We start from the raw sequence: 20,379 nt of genomic DNA on the forward strand, positions 1-20,379 counted from the left end.
GAGCCATTCGTTGGTCTCGGAGTCGAAGCCCTCGGGGAAGATGTAGTTGCCACCCTCGTCGTACGAGTCGGCCATTCCGTACTTGGACGGATCGAACTCTTCTGCGTAGTCCTCGTTGGCCTGCTTGAGGCTCAGCGAGATACGACGACGCTCGAGATCGATGTCGATGACCTTGACGAGTGCGTCGTCGCCGACACCCACGACCTGGTCCGGAACCTCCACGTGGCGCTCGGCCAGCTCGGAGATGTGCACGAGGCCCTCGATGCCCTCTTCGACGCGCACGAACGCACCGAAGGGAACCAACTTGGTGACCTTACCGGGCACGATCTGGCCGATCGCGTGGGTGCGAGCGAACTGGCGCCACGGATCTTCCTGAGTTGCCTTGAGCGACAGCGAAACACGCTCGCGATCCAGGTCGACGTCGAGAACCTCGACGGTGACCTCGGTGCCGACCTCGACAACCTCGGACGGGTGATCGATGTGCTTCCAGGAGAGCTCGGAGACGTGTACGAGTCCGTCGACGCCACCCAGGTCCACGAAGGCACCGAAGTTGACGATGGAGGACACGACGCCCTTGCGGACCTGGCCCTTCTGCAGCTGGTGCAGGAATTCGCTGCGGACCTCGGACTGCGTCTGCTCGAGCCATGCACGGCGCGACAGGACCACGTTGTTGCGGTTCTTGTCGAGCTCGATGATCTTGGCCTCGATCTCCTTGCCGACGTACGGCTGGAGGTCGCGGACACGACGCATTTCGACGAGCGACGCGGGAAGGAAGCCACGGAGACCGATGTCGAGGATGAGTCCACCCTTGACGACCTCGATGACGGTGCCCTTGACGGCCTCGTCCTTCTCCTTGAGCTCCTCGATCGTGCCCCAGGCGCGCTCGTACTGTGCGCGCTTCTTGGACAGGATCAAGCGGCCTTCTTTGTCCTCTTTGGTGAGAACGAGAGCTTCGACCTCATCGCCCACGGAGACGACCTCATTGGGGTCGACGTCGTGCTTGATGGAGAGCTCACGAGAAGGGATGACGCCTTCGGTCTTGTAACCGATGTCGAGCAGAACCTCGTCGCGGTCGACCTTGACGATGGTTCCTTCGACGATGTCACCATCGTTGAAGTACTTGATCGTGGCGTCGATAGCGGCGAGAAAATCCTCTGCGGAGCCGATGTCGTTGACGGCTACCTGCGGTGAGGTTGTGGTTGAGGGCATGTGTTGAGTTGCTCCGGACGGGTTGGGTATCGGTTGATGGATGTTCGGTCGGACTGTCGATCTCGGTTCTGAACACCACGCGAACCTTCCGTGTCGAAAGACACCGAGGGCCACGAAGCGAAAGAACACATTCAGAACGAATTTGTTCCCACCGCGAATTCGGACCGGACGGACAAATCCCCCAGGATCGAACGCAGCATGAACACACTCGCGTCCAACAGGGTACGCGACCAGGTCACAGGTGGGCAAACGCGACTTGCCATCCCCGACCAGCACAACCACCGAAGCCGACTAACGTGTCGTCGGTGACCGACAGCACGCCCTCGTCCGACAGCTCATCGCCTTCCGTTGTACCAGGGCGCGCCCGGATCGGCTCCCAAGCGAGCGACCGCGCCAGCCGCTCCTGGTGGGACTCCGATGCCGACGAATACCACCGCACGCACGGTGAGTTCCTCGGCGTCGGATCCGAGAAGGGCGAGTTCGTGTGGTGCCCCGAAGGCCTGCACGAGGGCGATGTTCACCTCCTCGGCGACGTCGCAGGCAAGGACGTCCTCGAGGTCGGCTGCGGTTCGGCGCCGTGCGCACGATGGCTCGGAACCCAAGGAGCACGCGCCGTCGGGCTCGACATCTCGGCGGGCATGCTCGGCAAGGGAGTCGACGCGATGGCCGCCGCCGGGGACTCTGTCCCTCTGGTTCAGGCGAGCGCCGAGTTCCTGCCGTTCGCCGATGCCAGCTTCGACATCGCATGTTCGGCGTTCGGCGCAGTACCGTTCGTGGCCGACTCGGCACGCGTCATGCGCGAGGTTGCCCGGGTTCTCCGTCCAGGGGGTGTGTGGGTCTTCGCGGTCAATCACCCCATGAGATGGATTTTTCCCGACGATCCGGGACCGATCGGACTGACCGCTTCCATCCCGTACTTCGATCGCACCCCGTATGTCGAATTCGACGCCGACGGAACCCCCACGTACGTCGAGCATCACCGCACGATCGGAGACCGCGTCCGCGAGATCGTTGCAGCCGGGCTCGAGGTTCGCGACATCGTCGAGCCTGATTGGCCCGAATGGCTCGATCGAGAATGGGGCCAGTGGAGCCCACTGCGCGGACAGCTGTTCCCCGGTACCGCGATCTTCAGCGCCCGAAAGCCTCTGACGTAGGAAACGAAAGTCGGATCGGTCAGACCCGGAGGGTCCGCGCGAGAACAGTTTCGGCGAACTCACTCGTCGACGCCTGTCCGCCGAGGTCCGCAGTAGCAACTCCGGATTCGAGGGCCCCGTCTACCGCATGCCTGATGCGTCGCGCCGAGCGCGCCAAACGAGTGTCTCCGTCGTGTTCGGCGAGCCAGTCGAGCATCATCGCCGCGGATAGAAACAATGCAGTCGGGTTGGCCCTGTTCTTCCCGGCGATATCGGGCGCCGATCCATGGGCGGCCTGAGCCATGGCCTTCGTCTCCGAACAATTCAAGGACGGCGCCATTCCGAGCGAGCCCGACAACTCGCCGGCCAGGTCGGACAGTATGTCTCCGAACATGTTCTCCGCGACGATCACGTCGAAGTCCTCGCCACGTCGAACGAGAAGCGCGGTCAACGCGTCGATATGTTGCTCGTCCACCCTGACGTCGGGAAACTCCTCGGCCACTGTTCTGCACGCATCGCGAAACAAGCCGGTCGTCATGGACAGCACGTTGGTCTTGTGGACGATCGTCACGTGCTTGCGGCGACTGCGGGCCTGCGTGAACGCTTCCCGGGCGATCCGCTCGCACGCTGCGCGGGTGAAGACTCCGACCGCAAGCGCGACGTCCGGTGTCGGCATGAATTCACCACTACCGAGGAACATGTTGCGATCGGCGTAGAAGCCCTCCGTGTTTTCCCGGACCACGACCAGATCCATGTTCGGCGACACCGCTCGGACTCCGGGATGGGTCGCGGCGGGTCGAACATTGGCGAAGAGGTCGAACGTCTTCCGCACCACCCCGCCAGGAGTGAGCTGCGACCGAAACGGCTCCGGATACGACGCGCTGTCGTGCGGGCCGAGAATCCACGTGTCCAGCGACCTCAATTCGTCGATCGTCGAGTCCGGAGCAGGACATCCGTCGGACTCGATCGCCTCGCGCCCCAGCGGCAGTACAACCCAGTCGACGGTAAGGTCTTGCTCGCCTTCCATCGCGGCTTCGACGACCCGCATCGTCGCGGGGACTATTTCGTGTCCGATGCCATCGCCGAGCATCGATCCGATGCGTACCGTCTTCGCTCCGCTGTGGGCCATATCAGCCATCATGGCTCACTATGGTTCAGTCTCTGGAATTACTGCTCGATGATTCGCTCGATGCTGCCATTCGTCGGGAGTGGCAACTGCTGCTCGACGCCGATCTGCCGTCCCAGGGGCGCCACACCGGGTTGTCGAATCGCCCGCACATCACACTGTCGGTAGCGGACGAATTCGATGAACTCGACTCACGGATCGACGATGAGTTCTTGAACGTCCGCTTTCCCGTGCGCCTCGGTGCGTTCGTGGTTTTCCGAGGCAAGCAGACCACGCTTGCGCGTCTCGTAGTTCCGTCCAAGGAGCTACTGGTGGTGCATGGTCGGGTGTCGCAGCTGGCCGCGAGTGCCGAGGGCTATCGGTCGCACACCTCGACGGGAAAGTGGACACCACACGTCACACTGGCGCGCAAACTCACCCGTGCGGAGCTTGCGGAAGCGTTTCTTCGTCTGCATGCGTGCCCGTCCGATCTCGTCGGCGACATCTCGGCAATGCGGAGATGGGATGGAGAGAGCAAGAGTGAGTGGCTCGTTCGATGACGCGGCGTCAGAAGCGGTAGTCGCCGAACTGAGACACCTCTGAGTGAGTGTCGGGCGCAAGACCGACCGCCAAGGCGAGATACATCGCGCCGACAACTAACAGGATGAGAAGGATGATTGTCATGCACGTAAGCCTGCAACCAGCAGTTCCACACCAACAGTGGCAGATATGACATAGTTCATCGATTTTCTGCCATACTTGTGTGGTGCTGAAACGTGTAGTCGTACCGCTGCTCCCGTTGACCGAACAGTTCGAGATGGGCGTCGCGTGCGAAGTGTTCGGATTCGACCGATCCGACGAAGGTTTACCCACCTATGACTTCTCTCTCGTCGCGGGTGTTGCAGAACCGATCAGGTCGAGGTTCGGGTTCACGATCGACGTGCCGTACGACCTCGATCAACTCGACGAAGCCGATCTCATCGTCATTCCGGCAGGTGGAACCCGGACGTCCGACGACGGCAGCTACGTGTGCGGCACCGACTACGACGCCGCCATCGAGCCTCTGTTGGTCAAATTGCGCGCAGCCGTGAATCGCGGCGCAAAGGTGGCCAGTCTGTGCAACGGCGCTTTCCTGCTCGGCAAGGCAGGCCTTCTCGATGGTCGTCGCTGCACCACCCACTGGCGGCATTCGGATCGTCTGGCGGCGGAGTACCCGTTGGCCGACGTCGATCGCAACGTGCTCTACGTCGACGACGGCAACGTGCTCACCAGCGCCGGGACCGCGGCGGGAATCGACCTGTGCTTGCATATCGTCCGCAAGGAACAGGGCAGCACCGTCGCGAACGGCATCGCTCGACGGATGGTCGTGCCGCCACACCGCGATGGTGGTCAGGCGCAATTCGTCACCCCTCCCCTGCCGACCCCCGAGGTCGACACTCTCGCGCCGCTGCTCGACTGGATGACCGAGCATCTCGATTCGGACCTGACGGTGCAGGCCCTCTCTGCCAAGGTCAACATGTCCGCACGGACCTTTGCACGGAGATTTCAGGCAGAGACTGGAACCACACCGGCCCGTTGGCTCAACGACCAGCGAGTACTCGCTGCTCAGCAGCTGTTGGAGAATTCGGATCTGTCGATGGACGTCATCGCCGAGCGTGTCGGCTTCGGCAATGCGGCCGTCATGCGCCAACACTTCGTTCGAGTGCGCTGCACAACGCCCAATTCCTACCGAAGAACATTCCGCGCTGCACCGCAGCCTGTATGAGCCGGGAAGAATCCAGCTCGGTCGTGCGTTGAGAGGGGCAGGAAGAACAGTTCAACGAAAGGGCAGGCGTGGCAACACAGACTTTGACTCAGCAGAACTTCGACGAGATCGTCGGCGGCAACGACGTGGTCCTGGTCGACTTCTGGGCGTCGTGGTGTGGGCCGTGCCGCCAGTTCGCGCCCACCTTCGAGAAGTCGTCGGAGTCGCACCCGGACGTAGTCCACGCCAAGGTCGACACCGAGGCAGAACAAGGGCTCGCAGCGGCAGCGAACATCCAGTCGATCCCGACGATCATGGCTTTCCGCGAAGGCGTACTCGTATTCGCGCAGCCGGGTGCATTGCCGGCGGCGGCGTTGGAGGACCTCGTGGGTCAGATCAAGGCACTGGACATGGATGAGGTACGCAAGCAGCTCGCAGAACAGAAGGCCGGTGCGGACGCCGAGTAGTCAGGCGCAGCAACCGAATACGAGGGACCGATCGCTTGGCGATCGGTCCCTCGTTCGTGGTGGAGGCTAGTGCGCCGCCTTGTCCCAGCTACGGCCTGTTCCTACCGAGACCTCGAGCGGTACCGACAGCTCGATCGCAGAGGACATCTTCTCGCGGACCAGCGCTTCGACCTGCTCACGTTCGGATTCGACGACTTCGAGCACCAATTCGTCGTGCACCTGAAGCAGCATGCGCGACTGCAGTTTCGAATCGGACAGCGAGCGGTGCACATCGATCATTGCCACCTTGATGATGTCGGCCGCAGTGCCCTGAATCGGTGCGTTCAGTGCGGCACGCTCGGCCACCTCCCGGCGCTGGCGGTTGTCGCTGTTGAGATCGGGTAGGTATCGACGACGTCCGTACAGGGTCGACGTGTAGCCGACTTTCCGTGACTCCTCGACGGCGTTCCGCAAATAGTCGCGAACTCCACCGAACCTCGAGAAATACGCCTCCATTTGCTGCTTGGCTTCGTCGGTCGAGATCTTCAACTGCGCAGCCAGCCCGAAGGCACTCAACCCGTATGCGAGACCGTACGACATTGCTTTGACTCGCCGGCGCAGCTCAGGAGTGACTTCTTCGATGGGGACCCCGAACGCACGAGCACCGACGAAACTGTGCAGGTCTTCGCCGGTGTTGAACGCCTCGATCAGACCCTCGTCACCGGACAGGTGCGCCATGATGCGCATTTCGATCTGGCTGTAGTCAGCGGTGAGCAGCGTGTCGAACCCCTCGCCGACGACGAAACCGTCCCTGATGTGACGGCCTGCCTCGTTGCGGACCGGGATGTTCTGCAAGTTCGGGTCGGTGGACGACAGCCGACCCGTAGCGGCGACCGTCTGATTGAACGTCGTGTGGATGCGACCATCGTCGGCGACTGACTTGAGCAACCCGTCGACCGTGACCTTCATTCGCGTCGCGTCTCGGTGATCGAGGAGGAATCTCAGGAACGGGTGCTCGGTCTTCTCGAACATGCCCTGCAGCGCGTCGGCATCGGTGGTGTACCCGGTTTTGGTCTTCTTCGTTTTCGGCATGTCGAGCTCGTCGAAGAGCACGACCTGGAGCTGCTTGGGCGAGCCGAGGTTGATCTGCTTGCCGATGACCTCGTACGCGGCGTTCGCGGCCTCGCTGACCTGATCGGCGAACCCGCTCTGCAGTTCCTCGAGATGGGTGCGGTCGACGGCGATGCCGGTCGCCTCCAGATCGGCGAGCACCGAGAGCAACGGCAGCTCCATGTCCGACAGCAACGACGTGGATTCGATGTTCTCCAGCTCGGTGTCAAGGGCGGCAGCGAGATCCAGAATGGCCTGTGCACGGAGGATTTCGCCTTCGGCAATGGCAGCCTCCGCAACATCTTCGGTGTCGAGTAGCGACATCTGACCCTCCACCGAATCCTCGGCCCGCAGCTCACGCTTGAGGTAACGCAAGGACAGGTCGTCGAGGTTGAAGCTCCGCTGCCCCGGTCGGACCAGATAAGCGGCGAGCGCGGTGTCACTCGTCACACCGCCCAATGTCCAGCCGCGTCCACGAAGCGCGTGGATAGCCCATTTCGCTTCGTGCAACGCCTTGGGCTGTGCAGGATCCGCGAGCCAAGCAGTCAACGCCTTCTCGTCGGATTCGTCGAGATCGGTTGTGGTGACGAACCCACCCTCCCCGTCGGAAGCCGCGATGGCGATGGACACGGCGTCGCTGTCGAACGGCCGCCGCGGACCGACTACGGACAATCCGTGACGCTCACCGGTCGACGCGTGAGCGCTGAGCCATGCCGCCAACTCCCCGACAGGAACGGTGCCGCCCTTGACGTCGAAACCCTCTTCGGCCTCCGGCTCCGCGGACGACAGAGTCTCGAAGAGACGGTCACGCAACACACGGAACTCGAGATCGTCGAACAGGGCGTGAATCTTCTCCCGGTCCCATGGCGCAAGCTCGAGCTGGTCCGGTGTGTAGGGCAGGGGGACATCGCGCACCATCTCGGTGAGTTCTCGGTTGAGAACGACCGAGGACAAATTGGCGCGCAATGCATCGCCGACCTTGCCTTTGACTTTGTCGACGTTGTTGACGAGTTCCTCGAGCGAGCCGTATTCGATGATCCATTTGGTCGCGGTCTTCTCACCGACTCCAGGGATGCCTGGAAGATTGTCGCTCGGGTCGCCTCGTAGCGCGGCGAAGTCCGGGTACTGCGAAGGTGAGAGACCGTACTTGGTGGTGACCTCTTCTGGCGTGAACCGGGTGAGCTCCGAGACCCCCTTCTTGGGGTAGAGAACCGTGACGTTCTCGGTGACCAACTGCAACGAATCTCGGTCACCCGTTACGACGAGCACTCGATAGCCGAGCGCCTCCGCCTGGGTCACCAACGTTGCGATGATGTCGTCCGCCTCGAACCCGGCCTCGGCCATGACCGGGATACCCATCGCTCCGAGGACGTCCTTCGTGATGTCGACCTGGCCTGCGAACTCGTCGGGCGTCTTGCTGCGGTTGGCCTTGTAATCCGGGAATCGCTCGGCACGGAACGTTTGGCGCGAGACGTCGAACGCCGCAGCGATGTGCGTCGGCTTCTCGTCGCGCAGCAGGTTGATGAGCATCGACGTGAACCCGTAGACGGCGTTGGTCGACTGACCGCTCGTCGTCTTGAAGTTGTCCACCGGTAGCGCGAAGAAGGCGCGGAACGCGATGGAGTGTCCGTCTATCAGCAGCAACGTCGGCTGCGGGCCATCGGTGGATGAACCGGACGAGGATGCGGGTACGGCACTGGCTTCGATTGCGGGGCTCACGGTTGACCAGTCTATGTAGAGGGTCCGACACCGGCGAAGCGGATGTAGATCTTCCGCAACGCGCCTGCTCGCGGAGTTCGAAACACAAATGATACTTCCCGGAAATTCGAGACGCCGATTTCGTGCGCTTGCAACGGTTAGAGTCCGACAATTGCAAGCAGCCGAGCCCACTCATGGGCTCACCCCGACAACCGTCCGGAGGACGTGCGTGGCTCCAAATGTTCGATGGACCCGAAGAAAGATCCGAGTTCGGTCCACCAACCGAATCTCGCTTCGCTTACTGAGACAGACCCTCATGTTGGCGCTACTAGGATCCATAGCAGCGGTCGCGTTCGGCGGAACTGCGCTGGCGCAGGAACCGACCCCGACTCCCCCGCCAGCAGCATCCACTACCGAATCACCTGCTACCCCTCCCACCGACGCGGTGTCGGTGAGTGGCAGCCTCAACAACGGCGGTGACCGCCTCGCCGATGTCGACGTGGTTGCGGTCGACGCGTCGGGCGAGGAGGTCGCCAGGACCACATCCGTCGAAGGCGGCCGGTGGACACTCGAAATATCGCCCGGCTCATATACATTCGAAGTCGACGCAGAGACACTTCCGGACGGCGTCAGCGTCCAGGGCGAAGTACAGCGCGACGTCGCAGCCGGTCGGGCCAATACCATCATCTTCTCGTTCGGTGAAGCTCGAACAGCCACCGACGTGCCCTTCTACGAGGAGTTCCTCCGAACCACCGTCGACGGTTTGCGCTTCGGACTCGTCATCGCACTCGCTGCCGTCGGCCTGAGCCTGATCTTCGGCACGACCGGCCTGACGAACTTCGCACACGGAGAGCTCGTCACACTCGGCGCCGTCGCGGCATGGGTCTTCAACGTCAGTCTCGGCATTCAGCTGATCCCGGCCACGATCCTCGCGATCATCGTCGGAGTCGCGATCGGATGGTTGAACAACGCCGCCATCTGGCGACCCCTCCGAAAACGCAAGACCGGCTTGATCGCTCAGCTCGTCGTATCGATCGGTCTGGCAATCGCCCTTCGATACCTGATCCTGATCTTCTTCTCGGACCGCGCCGAACCGTTCGACGATTACCAGGCGCAGACCCAGAACGAGTGGGGCCCTCTCGCCATCACCAACGTCAACCTCGCCTGCATCATCATCAGCATCGTCGTTCTCGTCGCCGTTGCACTGATGTTGCAACGCACGCGAATCGGCAAGGCGATGCGCGCGGTCGCTGACAACCGCGACCTAGCGGCATCGTCCGGTATCAACGTCGAACGAGTCGTGACCTTCGTTTGGTGCATGGGTGGCGGTCTCGCCGCTCTCGGCGGTGTCCTGTTCGGACTCTCCGAGCTCGGTGGGCGAGTCCAGTGGGAGATGGGTTTCAAACTTCTTCTGCTCATGTTCGCCGGAATCACACTGGGCGGGCTGGGAACCGCATACGGAGCACTCCTCGGCTGCGTTATCGTCGGACTCCTCGTTCAGTGGTCCACGATGATCATCAATCCCGATCTCAAATACATCGGAGGACTGCTCGTCTTGATTCTCATCCTCGTCGTCAGGCCTCAGGGCATCCTCGGCTCGCGGCAAAGGATCGGGTGACCTGATGGATATCCTCGGAGCTCTCCAAGTCTCACTGGCCCAGCTGATCGGCCCGTCGGCGATCTTCTACGCATTGCTCGCCATCGGGCTGAATCTGCACTTCGGCTACGCCGGTCTGCTCAACTTCGGCCAGATCGGATTCGCACTGCTCGGCGGCTACGGCGTCGGCATCATGACCATCACCTACCAACAGCCCCTGTGGCTCGGCATTCTCGTCGGCCTCGGCGCAGCCGGTCTGCTCGCACTCGTACTCGGCATCCCGACACTGCGTCTACGCGCCGACTATCTCGCGATCGTCACCATCGCGGCCTCGGAGATACTCAGACTGGTCTTCAGGTCGACCGCAACGGATCCGGTGACCAAGTCCACGAACGGAATCTTCGGTTTCGCAGATCCGTTCACCTCGCTCAGTCCGTTCGACTCCAGCAAGCAGTACGCCTTCATCGGCGTCAAGTTCTACGGTGACGATCTGTGGGCGATGGTCGTGGGTTGGACACTCGTCCTTCTCCTCTGCGGATTGATCTACCTACTCACGCACAGTCCGTGGGGCCGCGTCCTCAAGGCGGTTCGAGAAGACGAGGACGCTGCCCGCTCGCTGGGCAAGAACGTCTTCGTCTACAAGATGCAGGCACTCGTCCTCGGCGGCGTCATCGGCGGCATGGGCGGTGTGTTCAACGCCCTGCAGACCAAGTCCATCAACCCCGATTTCTATTCGACGGCCCAGACGTTCTTCGCGTTCGGCGCCCTCATCCTCGGTGGCGCGGCGACCGTGTTCGGACCGGTCCTCGGTGCGATGCTGTTCTGGTTCCTGCTGTCCATCCCCGACGCCCTTCTCCGGCAGGCGATCTCCGGTCCCGACCCTCTGTTGAATCTCACCGAGCAGCAGGTCGGTGCAACACGATTCGTACTGCTTGGCATCCTCATCGCCGTCCTGATGGTCTTCAGACCCCAAGGAATCCTCGGCAACAAGCGAGAGGTCCAGCTCAATGCCTAGTTCGTCAACAGCAGGGCCTAGTTCGTCACAAGCAGGGCCTGGTTCCAAGAAAGGGCCTGGTTCCAAGAAAGGGCACGCCATCAAGCGAGTGCTCAGCGCCGAAGAGCGATCGGCACTTTTCGCCGCCGTCCCGCAGACACCGGGCGCACCCAAACCGGACCCGACTCTCGTCGTCGACGGGGTGTCCCGTACTTTCGGCGGCCTCAAGGCGGTCGACGTCGCCCACCTCGAAATCCAACGTGGTTGCATCACCGGGCTTATCGGCCCCAACGGTGCAGGCAAGACGACGTTGTTCAATCTGCTCACCGGCTTCGACCGACCCGACACCGGGACGTGGTCACTGGACGGTCAGTCACTCGGCAAGATGCATCCCCACCAGGTCGCTCGCAAAGGCGTCGTTCGGACTTTTCAGCTCACCAAGGCGTTGTCGAAGTTGACGGTGCTCGACAACGTTCGACTCGGTGCCACCGGCCAACGCGGCGAGCGAATATTCAATACGCTCGCGCCGTGGACGTGGAAGAAGCAGGAGAAGGAGATCACCGAACGCGCCTACCAACTCCTCGAAAGGTTCAAGCTCGACACCAAAGCAGACGACCTTGCAGGATCGATGTCGGGTGGTCAGCGTAAGTTGCTGGAGATGGCGCGTGCATTGATGACCGATCCTGCAGTCGTCATGCTCGACGAGCCGATGGCAGGCGTCAATCCCGCTCTGACACAGAGCCTTCTGGGCCATATCAAGTCATTGCGGGACGACGGTATGACGGTGGTGTTCGTCGAACACGACATGGACGTCATCCGTGACATCAGCGACTGGGTCGTCGTCATGGCCCAGGGAAGTGTCATCGCCGAATCCACCCCGGAGGACCTGTCGAACAACGGCGCCGTCGTCGACGCCTATCTCGGCAGCCACCACGACCAAGCGCTCGAGTTCGACGAGGATGGCAATCCGGTCGGCGCGACAGCCGAATTGGCCGAAGCACTGGAGCAGGCCGAAGCCGAGGAACTCGAAGCAGGCGGCAACTTGTCCGAGCCGGAATTCGTGGCTCCGGCAGACATCGTCGCGCCTGCGCCAGGTAAGCACGCCAAGGAAGAAGTCGGCTCATGAGCGAACCGAGCACAACGAAACTGACCCCGGCGGAGTTCGCCGCTACAGCAGGCGAACACGCGCGTCTCGCCGAAGGCGCACTCCTCCGCGCGGACAACTTGGTGGCGGGCTACATTCCCGGCGTCAACATCCTGAACGAGTGCAACTTCTTTCTGAAGGACGGTGAAATCGTCGGCATCATCGGCCCCAACGGTGCCGGGAAGTCGACGTTGCTCAAGACCCTGTTCGGACTGATTCCGGTCCGCGAGGGATCGGTGAAGCTGCGTGGGGACAACATCACGTCGGCCGAGGCACATGTGCTCGTCACCAAGGGAGTCGGATACGTCCCGCAGACGCAGAACGTCTTCCCGTCGCTCACCATCGAAGAGAACCTCGAGATGGGTATCTATCTGCGGCCGAAGAAGTTCACGGAGCGATTCGAGTTCGTCAGCGAGCTGTTTCCACTTCTCGGTGAGCGCAAGAAAGTCAAGGCGGGTGCACTCTCCGGCGGTGAACGCCAGATGGTCGCCATGGGGCGCGCGCTGATGATGGAACCGTCCGTGCTGCTACTCGACGAGCCGTCGGCAGGTCTGTCTCCGATGTTCCAGGACGAAGTGTTCATCCGCTGCAAGAAGATCAACGCGACGGGTGTCTCCATCATCATGGTCGAGCAGAACGCACGCCGCTGCCTGCAGATCTGCGACCGCGGATACGTGCTCGACCAAGGCAGGAACGCGTACACCGATACCGGTACCAATCTGATGAACGACCCCAAGGTGATCGAGCTGTACCTCGGCACCCTCGCCGGAAGCAAAGAGAAGAAGTAGCTTTCGTTCGCTCACGAACCCGGGACCAGCTCCGTGGCCCGGGTTCTGTGCTGTCCAGGCGCGATTCAGGGGTTTCGGGCGTCCGGAGGGGTGGGAGTGACTCACAGTCTGATTCGGTCTCCGCGTGAGCGAACGACTGTCTCGGTCACTCAGAGTGTGCGAACGACCCATTCGGTCACCTGAAACCACCCGCGCCCACACGACCGACACCGCCGGGCGCACAAACGAAGCACCCCGGTCCGACGGATCGGACCGGGGTGCTTCGTCAGTTCAGTGTTGCGGGTCGATCACTCTCCGACGACGATGTATCCGTCTGTGGTGAGGGTGTTGTCAGGTCCGAAGACCAGGTTGCCGTACGAACCGGTTGCCGGCTCACCCGCGTCGCTGAAGTTCAGCTGACCGGTGACGCCGTCGTAGTCGATGTCCGTTCCGGCCTGGACGAGTGGAAGGCACTGTGCGTACGTGGTGCACTTCTCGCCGTCCTTGGTGACGCTGTTGATGCTGGCAGCGATGTCCGTGCCTGCAGTCGACTTGGCCTGTTCCGCGGCGAGAGCAGCAATTACGACCGCGTCGTAGGACTCACCGGCGTAGTTGAAGTCGACCAGAGCGGGATCGACTGTCTTGAGCCGGTCCTGGAAGGCGGTGCCGACGTCGGTGAGCGGAGTGGTTCCGCGCATCGTATCGAGCAGACCTGCAGCAACGGACTCACCGAGCGCGTTGCCCATGTTTCCGTCGACGCCGTAGACGAGGGTGCCGTCGGACGGCCCGATGCCGACCTCGTGCATACGCGTGATGATCTTCGCCGACTCCTCGAAGCCGATGATCGCCACAGCGTCGGGAGCGAAGTTCTTCACGTCGTCGACCTCGGCGTTGAACGACTGCGCGTTGGGGTCGTAGATGATCTTCTGGATCTGGTCGGACGGAATACCAGCAGCTTCGAGGTTCTCGACGGTGTTGGTGGCCAAACCGGTTCCGTACGGATCGTTCAGGGCGAGGATGGACACGCGCTGAGCGCCGTCCTCTGCGATGAGCTGCGACAGAGCCTGAGCCTGCAGGACGTCCGTCGGAGCCGTACGGAAGTACTGGCCCTTGTCCGGGTAGCAGACGAACTGATCAGAGGTGTTGGCGGGCGAAATCTGAACGACGCCTGCGCTGGCGATCTTGTCGATCACCTTGAGCGACACCGAGGACGACGCCGCACCGACGATGACGTCGGCGCCACCGGCGAGCAACCGGTCGACGGTGGTGTTGGCCGTATCCGTCGTGGTGTCACCCGAGTCACCCTGAATCAACTGCACGGGCTGACCGAGTACGCCGCCCGATCCGTTGACTTCGTCGACTGCGAGCTGAACACCGGCGACCTCGGGAGGTCCGAGGAATGCAAGGCTGCCGGTTGCCGGCAGAAGTGTTCCGACTACCAAAGGCGTCGTGACCGGTGTTGCGCCTGCGGTTGCCTGGTCGGGCGTGCAGTCGGTGCTGACGGTCGTTTCTTCTGCTGCCGAACTTTCACCGCTGGCAGTGCTGGAACTGTCACCCGAGCTGGAATCATCGCTCGATGAACAGCCGAACAGTGCCAATGACGCAGCACCCAGCACCGCAGCCGTGCGGACATAGGTCCGTTTTGCCATCTAGGGTCTCCTTGATCGATCTAAATATGGTGCACAGTGATGCGCCCCATGTGTGGATCAGACGCTAGCTGTCCCAATCGATCTGCGATGGACGAGAAGACGCCTCGTGACCTGACTGTGACCTGTGAGCCCAAAGATTTACATCGCCGTAGCGTTCGAGCGGACCGCTCACACGTCCGCAGGCTTGTCGAGGGTCTCGATGATGACCTCCGCTACCGCCTTCATCGTTGTCCGGCGATCCATCGCGGCGCGCTGAATCCACTTGAACGCCTGCGGCTCTGTGAGTGCCTGCGACTCCATCAGCTTTCCCTTGGCACGCTCGATGAGCTTGCGCGTTTCCAAGCGTTCCTGAAGATCCGCGATCTCGTTCTCCAACGACGAGATCTCGGGACATCGACTCGCTGCGAGCTCGACCGCCGGCATCAGATCCGCTTTCGAGAACGGCTTCACCAAGTACGCCATGGCACCCGCGTCTCGGGCCTTCTCCACGAGCTCGCGCTGACTGAACGCCGTCAGGATGACCACTGGCGCGATGCGCCTCTCGGCAATTTCGGACGCCGCATCGATTCCGTCGCGGCGCGGCATCTTGACGTCCATGATCACCAAATCCGGACGCAGCTCCACCGCGAGATCCACGGCCTGCTGACCGTCAGCGGCCTCACCGACCACCTCGTAGCCCTCTTCGCGCAGCATCTCGACCAAGTCCAGGCGGATGAGCGATTCGTCCTCGGCCACCACGACACGCAGAGCGGGCTTGCCACTCTCCTGCGCAACAGGAGCATTCATAGGTACCAGTCTCCTTCGACAGTCTTCGACCAGCAGAAATCCTCGCATGCCCATCGAACCCATGCAGACTCCGCTGGGCCGTCGAAGCACTTGAAGGGTACCGGTGCGGGGCCTACTCGGCGCATCTTCTAAAGTAGTGAACCGCAAGACAACGCCAGCCCTCGTATCCCAATTGGCAGAGGAAACGGATTCAAAACCCGTGCAGTGTGAGTTCGAGTCTCACCGAGGGCACCACATCACAGCAGGTACCGGCCATGTGACCTGCGCCGGTTGACATTCGGCTGGCACCACCCCGGTTCTACCCCGGCGCGATGGGGCAAAGCCGCCGCAGGAATATCGACGGCGGAACAACAAGACCGCGGAGTCTTGTGTATGAATAGCGCATGGACGACGAGACACTTGGCATTTTGTTCATCTTCGGCTTCATCTGGCTCATCTGCGGCTTGATCGCGGGCGTGGTCGCCTCCAACAAGGATCGAAGCGGCGGCGGGTTTATCCTGCTGGGATTCCTGCTGGGTCCAATCGGAGTACTGGCGGCTGTTCTTGCGCCGCGCGGTACGCCCCCTGTGCCCGCCGGACTGCGAGCGGTCACGTGCACCAGATGCAACGCCGCACAGAACGTTGACCTCACCCAGCCGCAATTTGAGTGCTGGCAATGCCACACAACAATGCCGATCCCAGCAAAGTGACGCGACACGACACCCAGGAGATGTCGGAACCGCTCGGTACTATCCGTGCATGACACTGGAGAGCTTGATCGGCGAACTTGAAGAACCTCGCCTTGAGCTGGCAGCGAGCGGCAACTACATGGAAGTATGCGCCGTCTGCACGCGCACCAGTGAAGCCGACGGCGATCTAGAACCTGTCGAGGAATGGGTGGTCGTAGGTGCGTACGACTCGCCGCACCCACTTCTCGGCGATTTGCGGATTTGCCTGTGCAACAAATGTTATGCGCAGTGGTCGGGACACTTCACCTTGCCACAGGAGCTGCACTGGGCCGACGAGGACAACCCCGACAACATAGAGGTTCGCGTCGATGAGTCCCTCCCGTGGTGGGCAACCTTTCAGGTGCTGGTTAACCCGACTTCCGACGGGGAGTTCGAGAAGCACGTGCACGAGCAGAGAGAAAAGATGGCTGCGATCTGGGCCGCAGGGGCTGCCGACACCGATGAGGAGGGCGAGGAATGAGCACCGCAGGCGACGCCACCACAGGTGGGATTCAAGAAGCGACACTAACTCTTACCGAGGACGAGGCCGATGCGCCAAGCAAGACTTGCTTCATCGTCTGCCCAATCGGGGACAACAATAGCGAGATTCGGAAATTTAGCAATCAGGTTAAGACGCACATCATCGACGTGGCGCTTACGCCTCTCGGCTACGAGACCACACGTGCTGACGTAATCGACAAGTCTGGCAATATCACTACCCAGATCGTGAACCAGCTTATTGAGGCTGATCTCGTAATCGCCGACCTCACCGGGCATAACCCAAACGTGTTTTATGAACTTGCAATCCGGCATGCGTTCGCAAAGCCTTTCATACACTTAATGCAAGATGGCGAATCGATCCCGTTCGATGTAGCGCAATATCGTACCGTCTTTCTGGACTACAAGGATCTCGATAGCGCGGCAGCAGCACGGTCGCAAATCACTGAAATGACGAAGGATATCGAAGCTGAGCAGGCAGCAGGGCGCACAGTCGAGACGCCCGTAGTTCATGCCGTCAACCGGCAGGCCCTCGGCGCATCTAGCAATCCTGAACAGCAGGAGATTGCTCAGATCGGTGAGACGGTCGAACGAGTTGAGCGCCTATTGCGACCTGAAGCCGCAAGCAGAAAAATCAGTAGAGTCCGCGATTCTCCGTCCAAATTTACGGAAGTTTTGATGGATATAATCGAAAGAAATGTTTTGAGTAATCGACCTATTGAGTACTCACAGATTGAACGCGCCCAGAACTTGATCCCGGAAGAGGACGCAGAGACACGGGCGTGGGCAAGAAAGCTGCTTGATGTGCTGCCACCCTTCTAACTAACCTGACTTCCTCCCGAATAACTGGATTACGTTCGACGTCTCCGTTAGATCGGCCGGTGCTCTCGACGCCGGGGCCGTCGGTTCGGGCAATTGATTGCCCGCGCCGCCGTCCTCGGCGGGTATCCAGTCGCCGTAAACGTCGAGCGTGAGCGACGCCTGCCCGTGGCCGAGCCACCGACTCACCTGTAGAAAATGCACCCCGGCCATCAGCTGCATCGTGGCGAAGGTGTGGCGTAGATCGTGCAGACGAACCCCGCGCACGGCTGCCGTGGTGGCCGTCGCAGGTGCGCTGATGGGCAATCCCGCTTCCGCGTAGGCGGGGCGGAGGATGGTGTCGTAGAACGTGCTCAGATGCACCGGCTCCGACCAGTCCAGGGGTACCAAGGCCCGTTGACCTTTTGCGCGGCTGCCACCTACGCCCCGGCTGGGCCACAACGGCGCTGCGATGTCGTCGCTACGGGGGTGCGCGGCCACGTAGGCGCGCATCCGCTCAGCCAGCCAGGGCGGGAGCGGTACCGTCCGCCGGCTCCGACGAGACTTCGGCGTGGTGGCGATCCACAATCCCCCGCGTCGTGCCTTGGTTCTGCGAACCTGCACCTGGCAGCGCGTCTCGTTCGGCCCGGTAGTGAACGTCAGATCGGCAATTTCCAAGCCGCTGCACTCGGCACTCCGCAGTCCCGAATACGCCAGGAACAACACCATGAGCTCGTAGGCGGGGTAGCGCTCTCCGACCAGCGCGGCCACCCGGCCCACCTGTTCGCCGGTCAGCGGGTGATGCTCGAACTTCTCCCGGTCACCCACGGCGTGCCCACCGCCGAACTCCACCCGCTCAGCCGGGTTGGATTTGATGGCGTCGTGTTGTAGGGCGTACTTCATCACCCGTTTGAACGCCGACCACGCATGCCCGACCGTCTTTGGCGCTATGCCCTTGCCCACCAGATCAGCCAGAAAATTTTCACAGTGCCGGGGCGTGATCCCCCCAATTGCCTGACCGCCGAGATCGTCGAGAGCGTAGCAGCGCAGCAGTCGGCGGTACTCCCCCGCCGTCGTCTCCTTCAGCCGCCCGTTCGCAACTTTCACGTCCATCGACTTGAGCCAGCCGTCCGCGTAGAACCCGAACGGCAGGTCGCCCGCTTTGCGTTGTTCCGCCAGGGACGCCGTGCCCAACGTGTGCCGGGCTGCGTTCAGCTCGTCGCGTCGGGCTTCGGCGTCCTCGCGGGTGGCGAACGACTCCTGCCGGGCGCGGGTCTTCTTCCGGCCGGTGGGCTTAGCCGGGTCCACCGGCACCGGCAGGCCCATCTCGTCACGGACGGGCTCGGTGAACACAACCTCGTAGCGCTTGACCGGCTTGCCGTTACGGCGATTCGTCGTGTCGTGCGCGCGTATGTAGGCCATCAGAAGTCCTCGAGTTCGTCGTCAGTAAAGGGTGTGAAGTCAGGTCCGCGTGTGGCGAGCGGCCGGAGCGGGTCGTCGGCGCGGTACTGCAAAGCCGCGTAGCTACCGGCGGTCTCGGCAAAGAGCTGGTCCTCGGCAGCCTGACGGCGGGCTCGCTCGTCGCGCATGCGCATTGGGCGGACTGCGCGGGCCATCAGGCGTCGGCCTTGGCGAGTTCCACCGACTTGCAGAACCGACGCACGGTGCTCTCGTGCCAGATCGGGCGACCCGCTGGACTAAGTACCTGCTCGTCGGTGAGCGTCCGCGCGATAGCGCCGTAGGTCTGGCCGGTGGTCCGCATCGCCACGATCCGCCGCGCTACTGCCGTCGGCATCTGTCGTGGGCGACCGAGTGCAACACCCTGCGCCTTCTTCGCTGCGAGCGCGGCCTTGGTGCGCTCGCCAATTAGGCGACGCTCGAACTGAGCGAAGGTCGCCAGCATGTTGGCCATAGCCTCGCCGCTGGCAGTGGTGGTGTCCACCTGAATGTCGAGCATCACGAGTGACCACTGTTGCCTGCGAGCGCGCTCCATAATCTCCACCGCGTGCAACAACGACCGGCTCATGCGGTCCAGTTTCGTCACGACCAACCCGTCAGCAAGGCCAGCGGCCAACTGCTCCAATGCATCCCGCAGACCAGGGTTCACCTGACTGCCGCTCAGCCCTTCATCGCGCAGGATCGTGAGCGCCCACCCTCGCCGGTCTGCTTCCGCGACGAGTGCGGCCTCCTGCGCCTGCAAGCCGAGGCGGCTGTCGGTCTGTTCCTCAGTGCTCACTCGCACGTACCCCAGCATCAGTGGGCGATCGTCATTCATCGCTGCGCTCCTGCGGTGTAGATGGTGGCCCCGGTGAACTCGGTGACGCCGATGATGTTGAGGCCAGGTACGTAGTCGGCGTCGAGGATGGCCTGCACGGCTGCGCGAATGTAGGTATCGCTACTACCGCGTGGCACGTACACGTCAATCTCCTCACTGCATCCCTCGCCGGGCTTCCCGACGAACGCAGTCCATATCTCATGGCCCGGCGGGATGCACCCTCCGCTGAACTCAGTCATGCTGTCTCCCTTGCACGTTGAGGCGTTAACGTCCGAAAGCGCCTAACGCCCAACTTACGCTGTAGTGACGCAGCTCACAATTCAGTTGGGTTGCGACAGTAGACTATTCACGTCTACGCTTCTTGCGACCGTTGGTCATCTTGGGCGTGATTGCTCGGTTGCGTTCGTTCGTGCGGATGCGCCGGGGCGGTTCGTCGTCGGGGTGGGCCTGGTCTAGTGACACGATGGGTGGGTAGTTCGCGTCGACACCGGACGCCCGCATTTCGGAGCTGGGGCTTTGAGCGTTGTCGTGCAGGTTGGTGCCGCTGCCGGTGCCTGTTGAACCACTGACGTTGGGCTCAGCTGTGTCTAAACTAGGTTGTGGGGGTTGCGCTTTGGGCGTGGCTGTGAACCGTCCTGGGACTGGTGGAGACTGTGATCTCACCAGGAGAATGCAGATATGGGTGCACCAAGGAAGTTCGATGCCGAGACGCGTGAGCG

Annotated in this window: 20 protein-coding genes and 1 tRNA gene; 12 read left to right on the forward strand and 9 right to left on the reverse strand. The window is 61.9% G+C overall.

Annotated features, from left to right (window positions below; translation table 11 throughout):
- The coding region (rpsA, locus tag A2J03_RS17295; protein WP_068376266.1) for a 30S ribosomal protein S1 at positions 1 to 1,209 on the reverse strand (1,209 nt) is incomplete at its 3' end.
- 368 nt (positions 1,210 to 1,577) lie between these two features.
- Between rpsA and A2J03_RS17300 the strand changes: the two genes are divergently transcribed.
- Positions 1,578 to 2,363, forward strand: a complete 786-nt coding sequence (locus tag A2J03_RS17300; RefSeq protein ID WP_442971367.1) for a class I SAM-dependent methyltransferase — start codon at positions 1,578 to 1,580, stop codon at positions 2,361 to 2,363.
- Positions 2,364 to 2,382: 19 nt separating this feature from the next.
- On the opposite strand, the gene A2J03_RS17305 is transcribed toward A2J03_RS17300, so the two are convergent.
- Positions 2,383 to 3,471, reverse strand: a complete 1,089-nt coding sequence (locus A2J03_RS17305; RefSeq protein WP_068376270.1) for an isocitrate/isopropylmalate dehydrogenase family protein — start codon at positions 3,469 to 3,471, stop codon at positions 2,383 to 2,385.
- A gap of 20 nt (positions 3,472 to 3,491) precedes the next feature.
- On the opposite strand from A2J03_RS17305, the gene A2J03_RS17310 reads away from it, so the two are divergent.
- The 3 genes from A2J03_RS17310 to trxA all read left to right on the forward strand — a co-directional run bounded on the left by A2J03_RS17310 (position 3,492) and on the right by trxA (position 5,658).
- Positions 3,492 to 4,007, forward strand: a complete 516-nt coding sequence (locus A2J03_RS17310) for a 2'-5' RNA ligase family protein (protein WP_068376236.1) — start codon at positions 3,492 to 3,494, stop codon at positions 4,005 to 4,007.
- A 206-nt stretch (positions 4,008 to 4,213) separates the two neighbouring features.
- On the forward strand, positions 4,214 to 5,212 hold the full coding sequence (locus A2J03_RS17315) for a helix-turn-helix domain-containing protein (protein ID WP_068376271.1): 999 nt from the start codon (positions 4,214 to 4,216) through the stop codon (positions 5,210 to 5,212).
- 68 nt (positions 5,213 to 5,280) lie between these two features.
- Entirely contained in the window at positions 5,281 to 5,658 is a 378-nt protein-coding gene (gene trxA, locus A2J03_RS17320; protein ID WP_068376237.1) for a thioredoxin, read from the forward strand.
- A gap of 66 nt (positions 5,659 to 5,724) precedes the next feature.
- On the opposite strand, the gene polA is transcribed toward trxA, so the two are convergent.
- Positions 5,725 to 8,466: a DNA polymerase I gene (gene polA / locus A2J03_RS17325; protein ID WP_068376239.1), complete on the reverse strand. Its 2,742-nt coding sequence runs from the start codon at positions 8,464 to 8,466 to the stop codon at positions 5,725 to 5,727.
- A gap of 295 nt (positions 8,467 to 8,761) precedes the next feature.
- Here polA and A2J03_RS17330 point away from each other — a divergent pair, with 295 nt between their 5' ends.
- The 4 genes from A2J03_RS17330 (at position 8,762) to A2J03_RS17345 (ending at position 12,968) form a co-directional block, all read left to right on the forward strand.
- Positions 8,762 to 10,063: a branched-chain amino acid ABC transporter permease gene (locus A2J03_RS17330; protein ID WP_068376241.1), complete on the forward strand. Its 1,302-nt coding sequence runs from the start codon at positions 8,762 to 8,764 to the stop codon at positions 10,061 to 10,063.
- Between the two features lie 4 nt (positions 10,064 to 10,067).
- Positions 10,068 to 11,057 carry a branched-chain amino acid ABC transporter permease gene (locus tag A2J03_RS17335; protein WP_068376243.1) on the forward strand — a complete coding sequence of 330 codons (990 nt, stop codon included), beginning with the start codon at positions 10,068 to 10,070 and terminating at the stop codon, positions 11,055 to 11,057.
- A gap of 88 nt (positions 11,058 to 11,145) precedes the next feature.
- Positions 11,146 to 12,162, forward strand: coding sequence for an ABC transporter ATP-binding protein (locus A2J03_RS17340; protein ID WP_068376244.1), 1,017 nt, complete (start codon positions 11,146 to 11,148; stop codon positions 12,160 to 12,162).
- Positions 12,159 to 12,968: an ABC transporter ATP-binding protein gene (locus tag A2J03_RS17345; RefSeq protein ID WP_068376246.1), complete on the forward strand. Its 810-nt coding sequence runs from the start codon at positions 12,159 to 12,161 to the stop codon at positions 12,966 to 12,968. The genes A2J03_RS17340 and A2J03_RS17345 overlap by 4 nt, the downstream gene beginning before the upstream one ends.
- Positions 12,969 to 13,255: 287 nt before the next feature.
- Here A2J03_RS17345 and A2J03_RS17350 read toward each other — a convergent pair whose 3' ends face one another.
- Together A2J03_RS17350 and A2J03_RS17355 are read right to left on the reverse strand one after the other, a co-directional pair.
- Entirely contained in the window at positions 13,256 to 14,596 is a 1,341-nt protein-coding gene (locus A2J03_RS17350; protein ID WP_068376248.1) for an ABC transporter substrate-binding protein, read from the reverse strand.
- A 168-nt stretch (positions 14,597 to 14,764) separates the two neighbouring features.
- Positions 14,765 to 15,382: an ANTAR domain-containing response regulator gene (locus A2J03_RS17355; protein ID WP_068376274.1), complete on the reverse strand. Its 618-nt coding sequence runs from the start codon at positions 15,380 to 15,382 to the stop codon at positions 14,765 to 14,767.
- A 157-nt stretch (positions 15,383 to 15,539) separates the two neighbouring features.
- Here A2J03_RS17355 and A2J03_RS17360 point away from each other — a divergent pair.
- The 4 genes from A2J03_RS17360 to A2J03_RS17375 all read left to right on the forward strand — a co-directional run bounded on the left by A2J03_RS17360 (position 15,540) and on the right by A2J03_RS17375 (position 17,409).
- Positions 15,540 to 15,616, forward strand: a tRNA-Leu gene (locus A2J03_RS17360).
- A gap of 149 nt (positions 15,617 to 15,765) precedes the next feature.
- The gene (locus A2J03_RS17365) at positions 15,766 to 16,071 is read left to right on the forward strand and encodes a hypothetical protein (RefSeq protein WP_068376251.1); all 306 of its coding nucleotides are present in this window, start codon (positions 15,766 to 15,768) and stop codon (positions 16,069 to 16,071) included.
- A gap of 49 nt (positions 16,072 to 16,120) precedes the next feature.
- Positions 16,121 to 16,570 (forward strand): hypothetical protein, encoded by a 450-nt coding sequence (locus A2J03_RS17370; protein WP_068376253.1) that lies wholly within the window; start codon positions 16,121 to 16,123, stop codon positions 16,568 to 16,570.
- The gene (locus A2J03_RS17375; protein WP_068376255.1) at positions 16,567 to 17,409 is read left to right on the forward strand and encodes a hypothetical protein; all 843 of its coding nucleotides are present in this window, start codon (positions 16,567 to 16,569) and stop codon (positions 17,407 to 17,409) included. The genes A2J03_RS17370 and A2J03_RS17375 overlap by 4 nt, the downstream gene beginning before the upstream one ends.
- On the opposite strand, the gene A2J03_RS17380 is transcribed toward A2J03_RS17375, so the two are convergent.
- Genes A2J03_RS17380 through A2J03_RS17395 form a run of 4 tightly spaced genes read right to left on the reverse strand, consistent with a single transcriptional unit; the run spans position 17,410 to position 19,899 of the window.
- Positions 17,410 to 18,807 carry a tyrosine-type recombinase/integrase gene (locus tag A2J03_RS17380; protein ID WP_068376257.1) on the reverse strand — a complete coding sequence of 466 codons (1,398 nt, stop codon included), beginning with the start codon at positions 18,805 to 18,807 and terminating at the stop codon, positions 17,410 to 17,412.
- Positions 18,807 to 19,001, reverse strand: coding sequence for a hypothetical protein (locus A2J03_RS17385; protein WP_068376259.1), 195 nt, complete (start codon positions 18,999 to 19,001; stop codon positions 18,807 to 18,809). The genes A2J03_RS17380 and A2J03_RS17385 overlap by 1 nt, the downstream gene beginning before the upstream one ends.
- Complete coding sequence (locus A2J03_RS17390) at positions 19,001 to 19,660, reverse strand: recombinase family protein (protein WP_231912576.1); 660 nt, start codon at positions 19,658 to 19,660, stop codon at positions 19,001 to 19,003. Before A2J03_RS17390 ends, A2J03_RS17385 begins: the two co-directional genes overlap by 1 nt.
- Positions 19,657 to 19,899 (reverse strand): hypothetical protein, encoded by a 243-nt coding sequence (locus A2J03_RS17395; RefSeq protein ID WP_068376263.1) that lies wholly within the window; start codon positions 19,897 to 19,899, stop codon positions 19,657 to 19,659. The genes A2J03_RS17390 and A2J03_RS17395 overlap by 4 nt, the downstream gene beginning before the upstream one ends.
- Between the last annotated feature and the right edge of the window lie 480 nt (positions 19,900 to 20,379).

The organism is Rhodococcus sp. EPR-157, assembly GCF_001647195.1.
Lineage (GTDB): Bacteria > Actinomycetota > Actinomycetes > Mycobacteriales > Mycobacteriaceae > Rhodococcoides.

What these genes read in the sequence shown, in the direction of transcription:
- A2J03_RS17305 (WP_068376270.1), bottom strand. Translation starts at nt 3,471, where the DNA reads ATGGCCCACAGCGGAGCGAAGACGGTACGCATCGGATCGATGCTCGGC.
- A2J03_RS17310 (WP_068376236.1), top strand. Translation starts at nt 3,492, where the DNA reads ATGGTTCAGTCTCTGGAATTACTGCTCGATGATTCGCTCGATGCTGCC.
- A2J03_RS17330 (WP_068376241.1), top strand. Translation starts at nt 8,762, where the DNA reads ATGTTGGCGCTACTAGGATCCATAGCAGCGGTCGCGTTCGGCGGAACT.
- A2J03_RS17335 (WP_068376243.1), top strand. Translation starts at nt 10,068, where the DNA reads ATGGATATCCTCGGAGCTCTCCAAGTCTCACTGGCCCAGCTGATCGGC.
- A2J03_RS17345 (WP_068376246.1), top strand. Translation starts at nt 12,159, where the DNA reads ATGAGCGAACCGAGCACAACGAAACTGACCCCGGCGGAGTTCGCCGCT.
- A2J03_RS17350 (WP_068376248.1), bottom strand. Translation starts at nt 14,596, where the DNA reads ATGGCAAAACGGACCTATGTCCGCACGGCTGCGGTGCTGGGTGCTGCG.
- A2J03_RS17355 (WP_068376274.1), bottom strand. Translation starts at nt 15,382, where the DNA reads ATGAATGCTCCTGTTGCGCAGGAGAGTGGCAAGCCCGCTCTGCGTGTC.
- A2J03_RS17365 (WP_068376251.1), top strand. Translation starts at nt 15,766, where the DNA reads ATGGACGACGAGACACTTGGCATTTTGTTCATCTTCGGCTTCATCTGG.
- A2J03_RS17370 (WP_068376253.1), top strand. Translation starts at nt 16,121, where the DNA reads ATGACACTGGAGAGCTTGATCGGCGAACTTGAAGAACCTCGCCTTGAG.
- A2J03_RS17375 (WP_068376255.1), top strand. Translation starts at nt 16,567, where the DNA reads ATGAGCACCGCAGGCGACGCCACCACAGGTGGGATTCAAGAAGCGACA.
- A2J03_RS17380 (WP_068376257.1), bottom strand. Translation starts at nt 18,807, where the DNA reads ATGGCCTACATACGCGCGCACGACACGACGAATCGCCGTAACGGCAAG.
- A2J03_RS17385 (WP_068376259.1), bottom strand. Translation starts at nt 19,001, where the DNA reads ATGGCCCGCGCAGTCCGCCCAATGCGCATGCGCGACGAGCGAGCCCGC.
- A2J03_RS17390 (WP_231912576.1), bottom strand. Translation starts at nt 19,660, where the DNA reads ATGAATGACGATCGCCCACTGATGCTGGGGTACGTGCGAGTGAGCACT.
- A2J03_RS17395 (WP_068376263.1), bottom strand. Translation starts at nt 19,899, where the DNA reads ATGACTGAGTTCAGCGGAGGGTGCATCCCGCCGGGCCATGAGATATGG.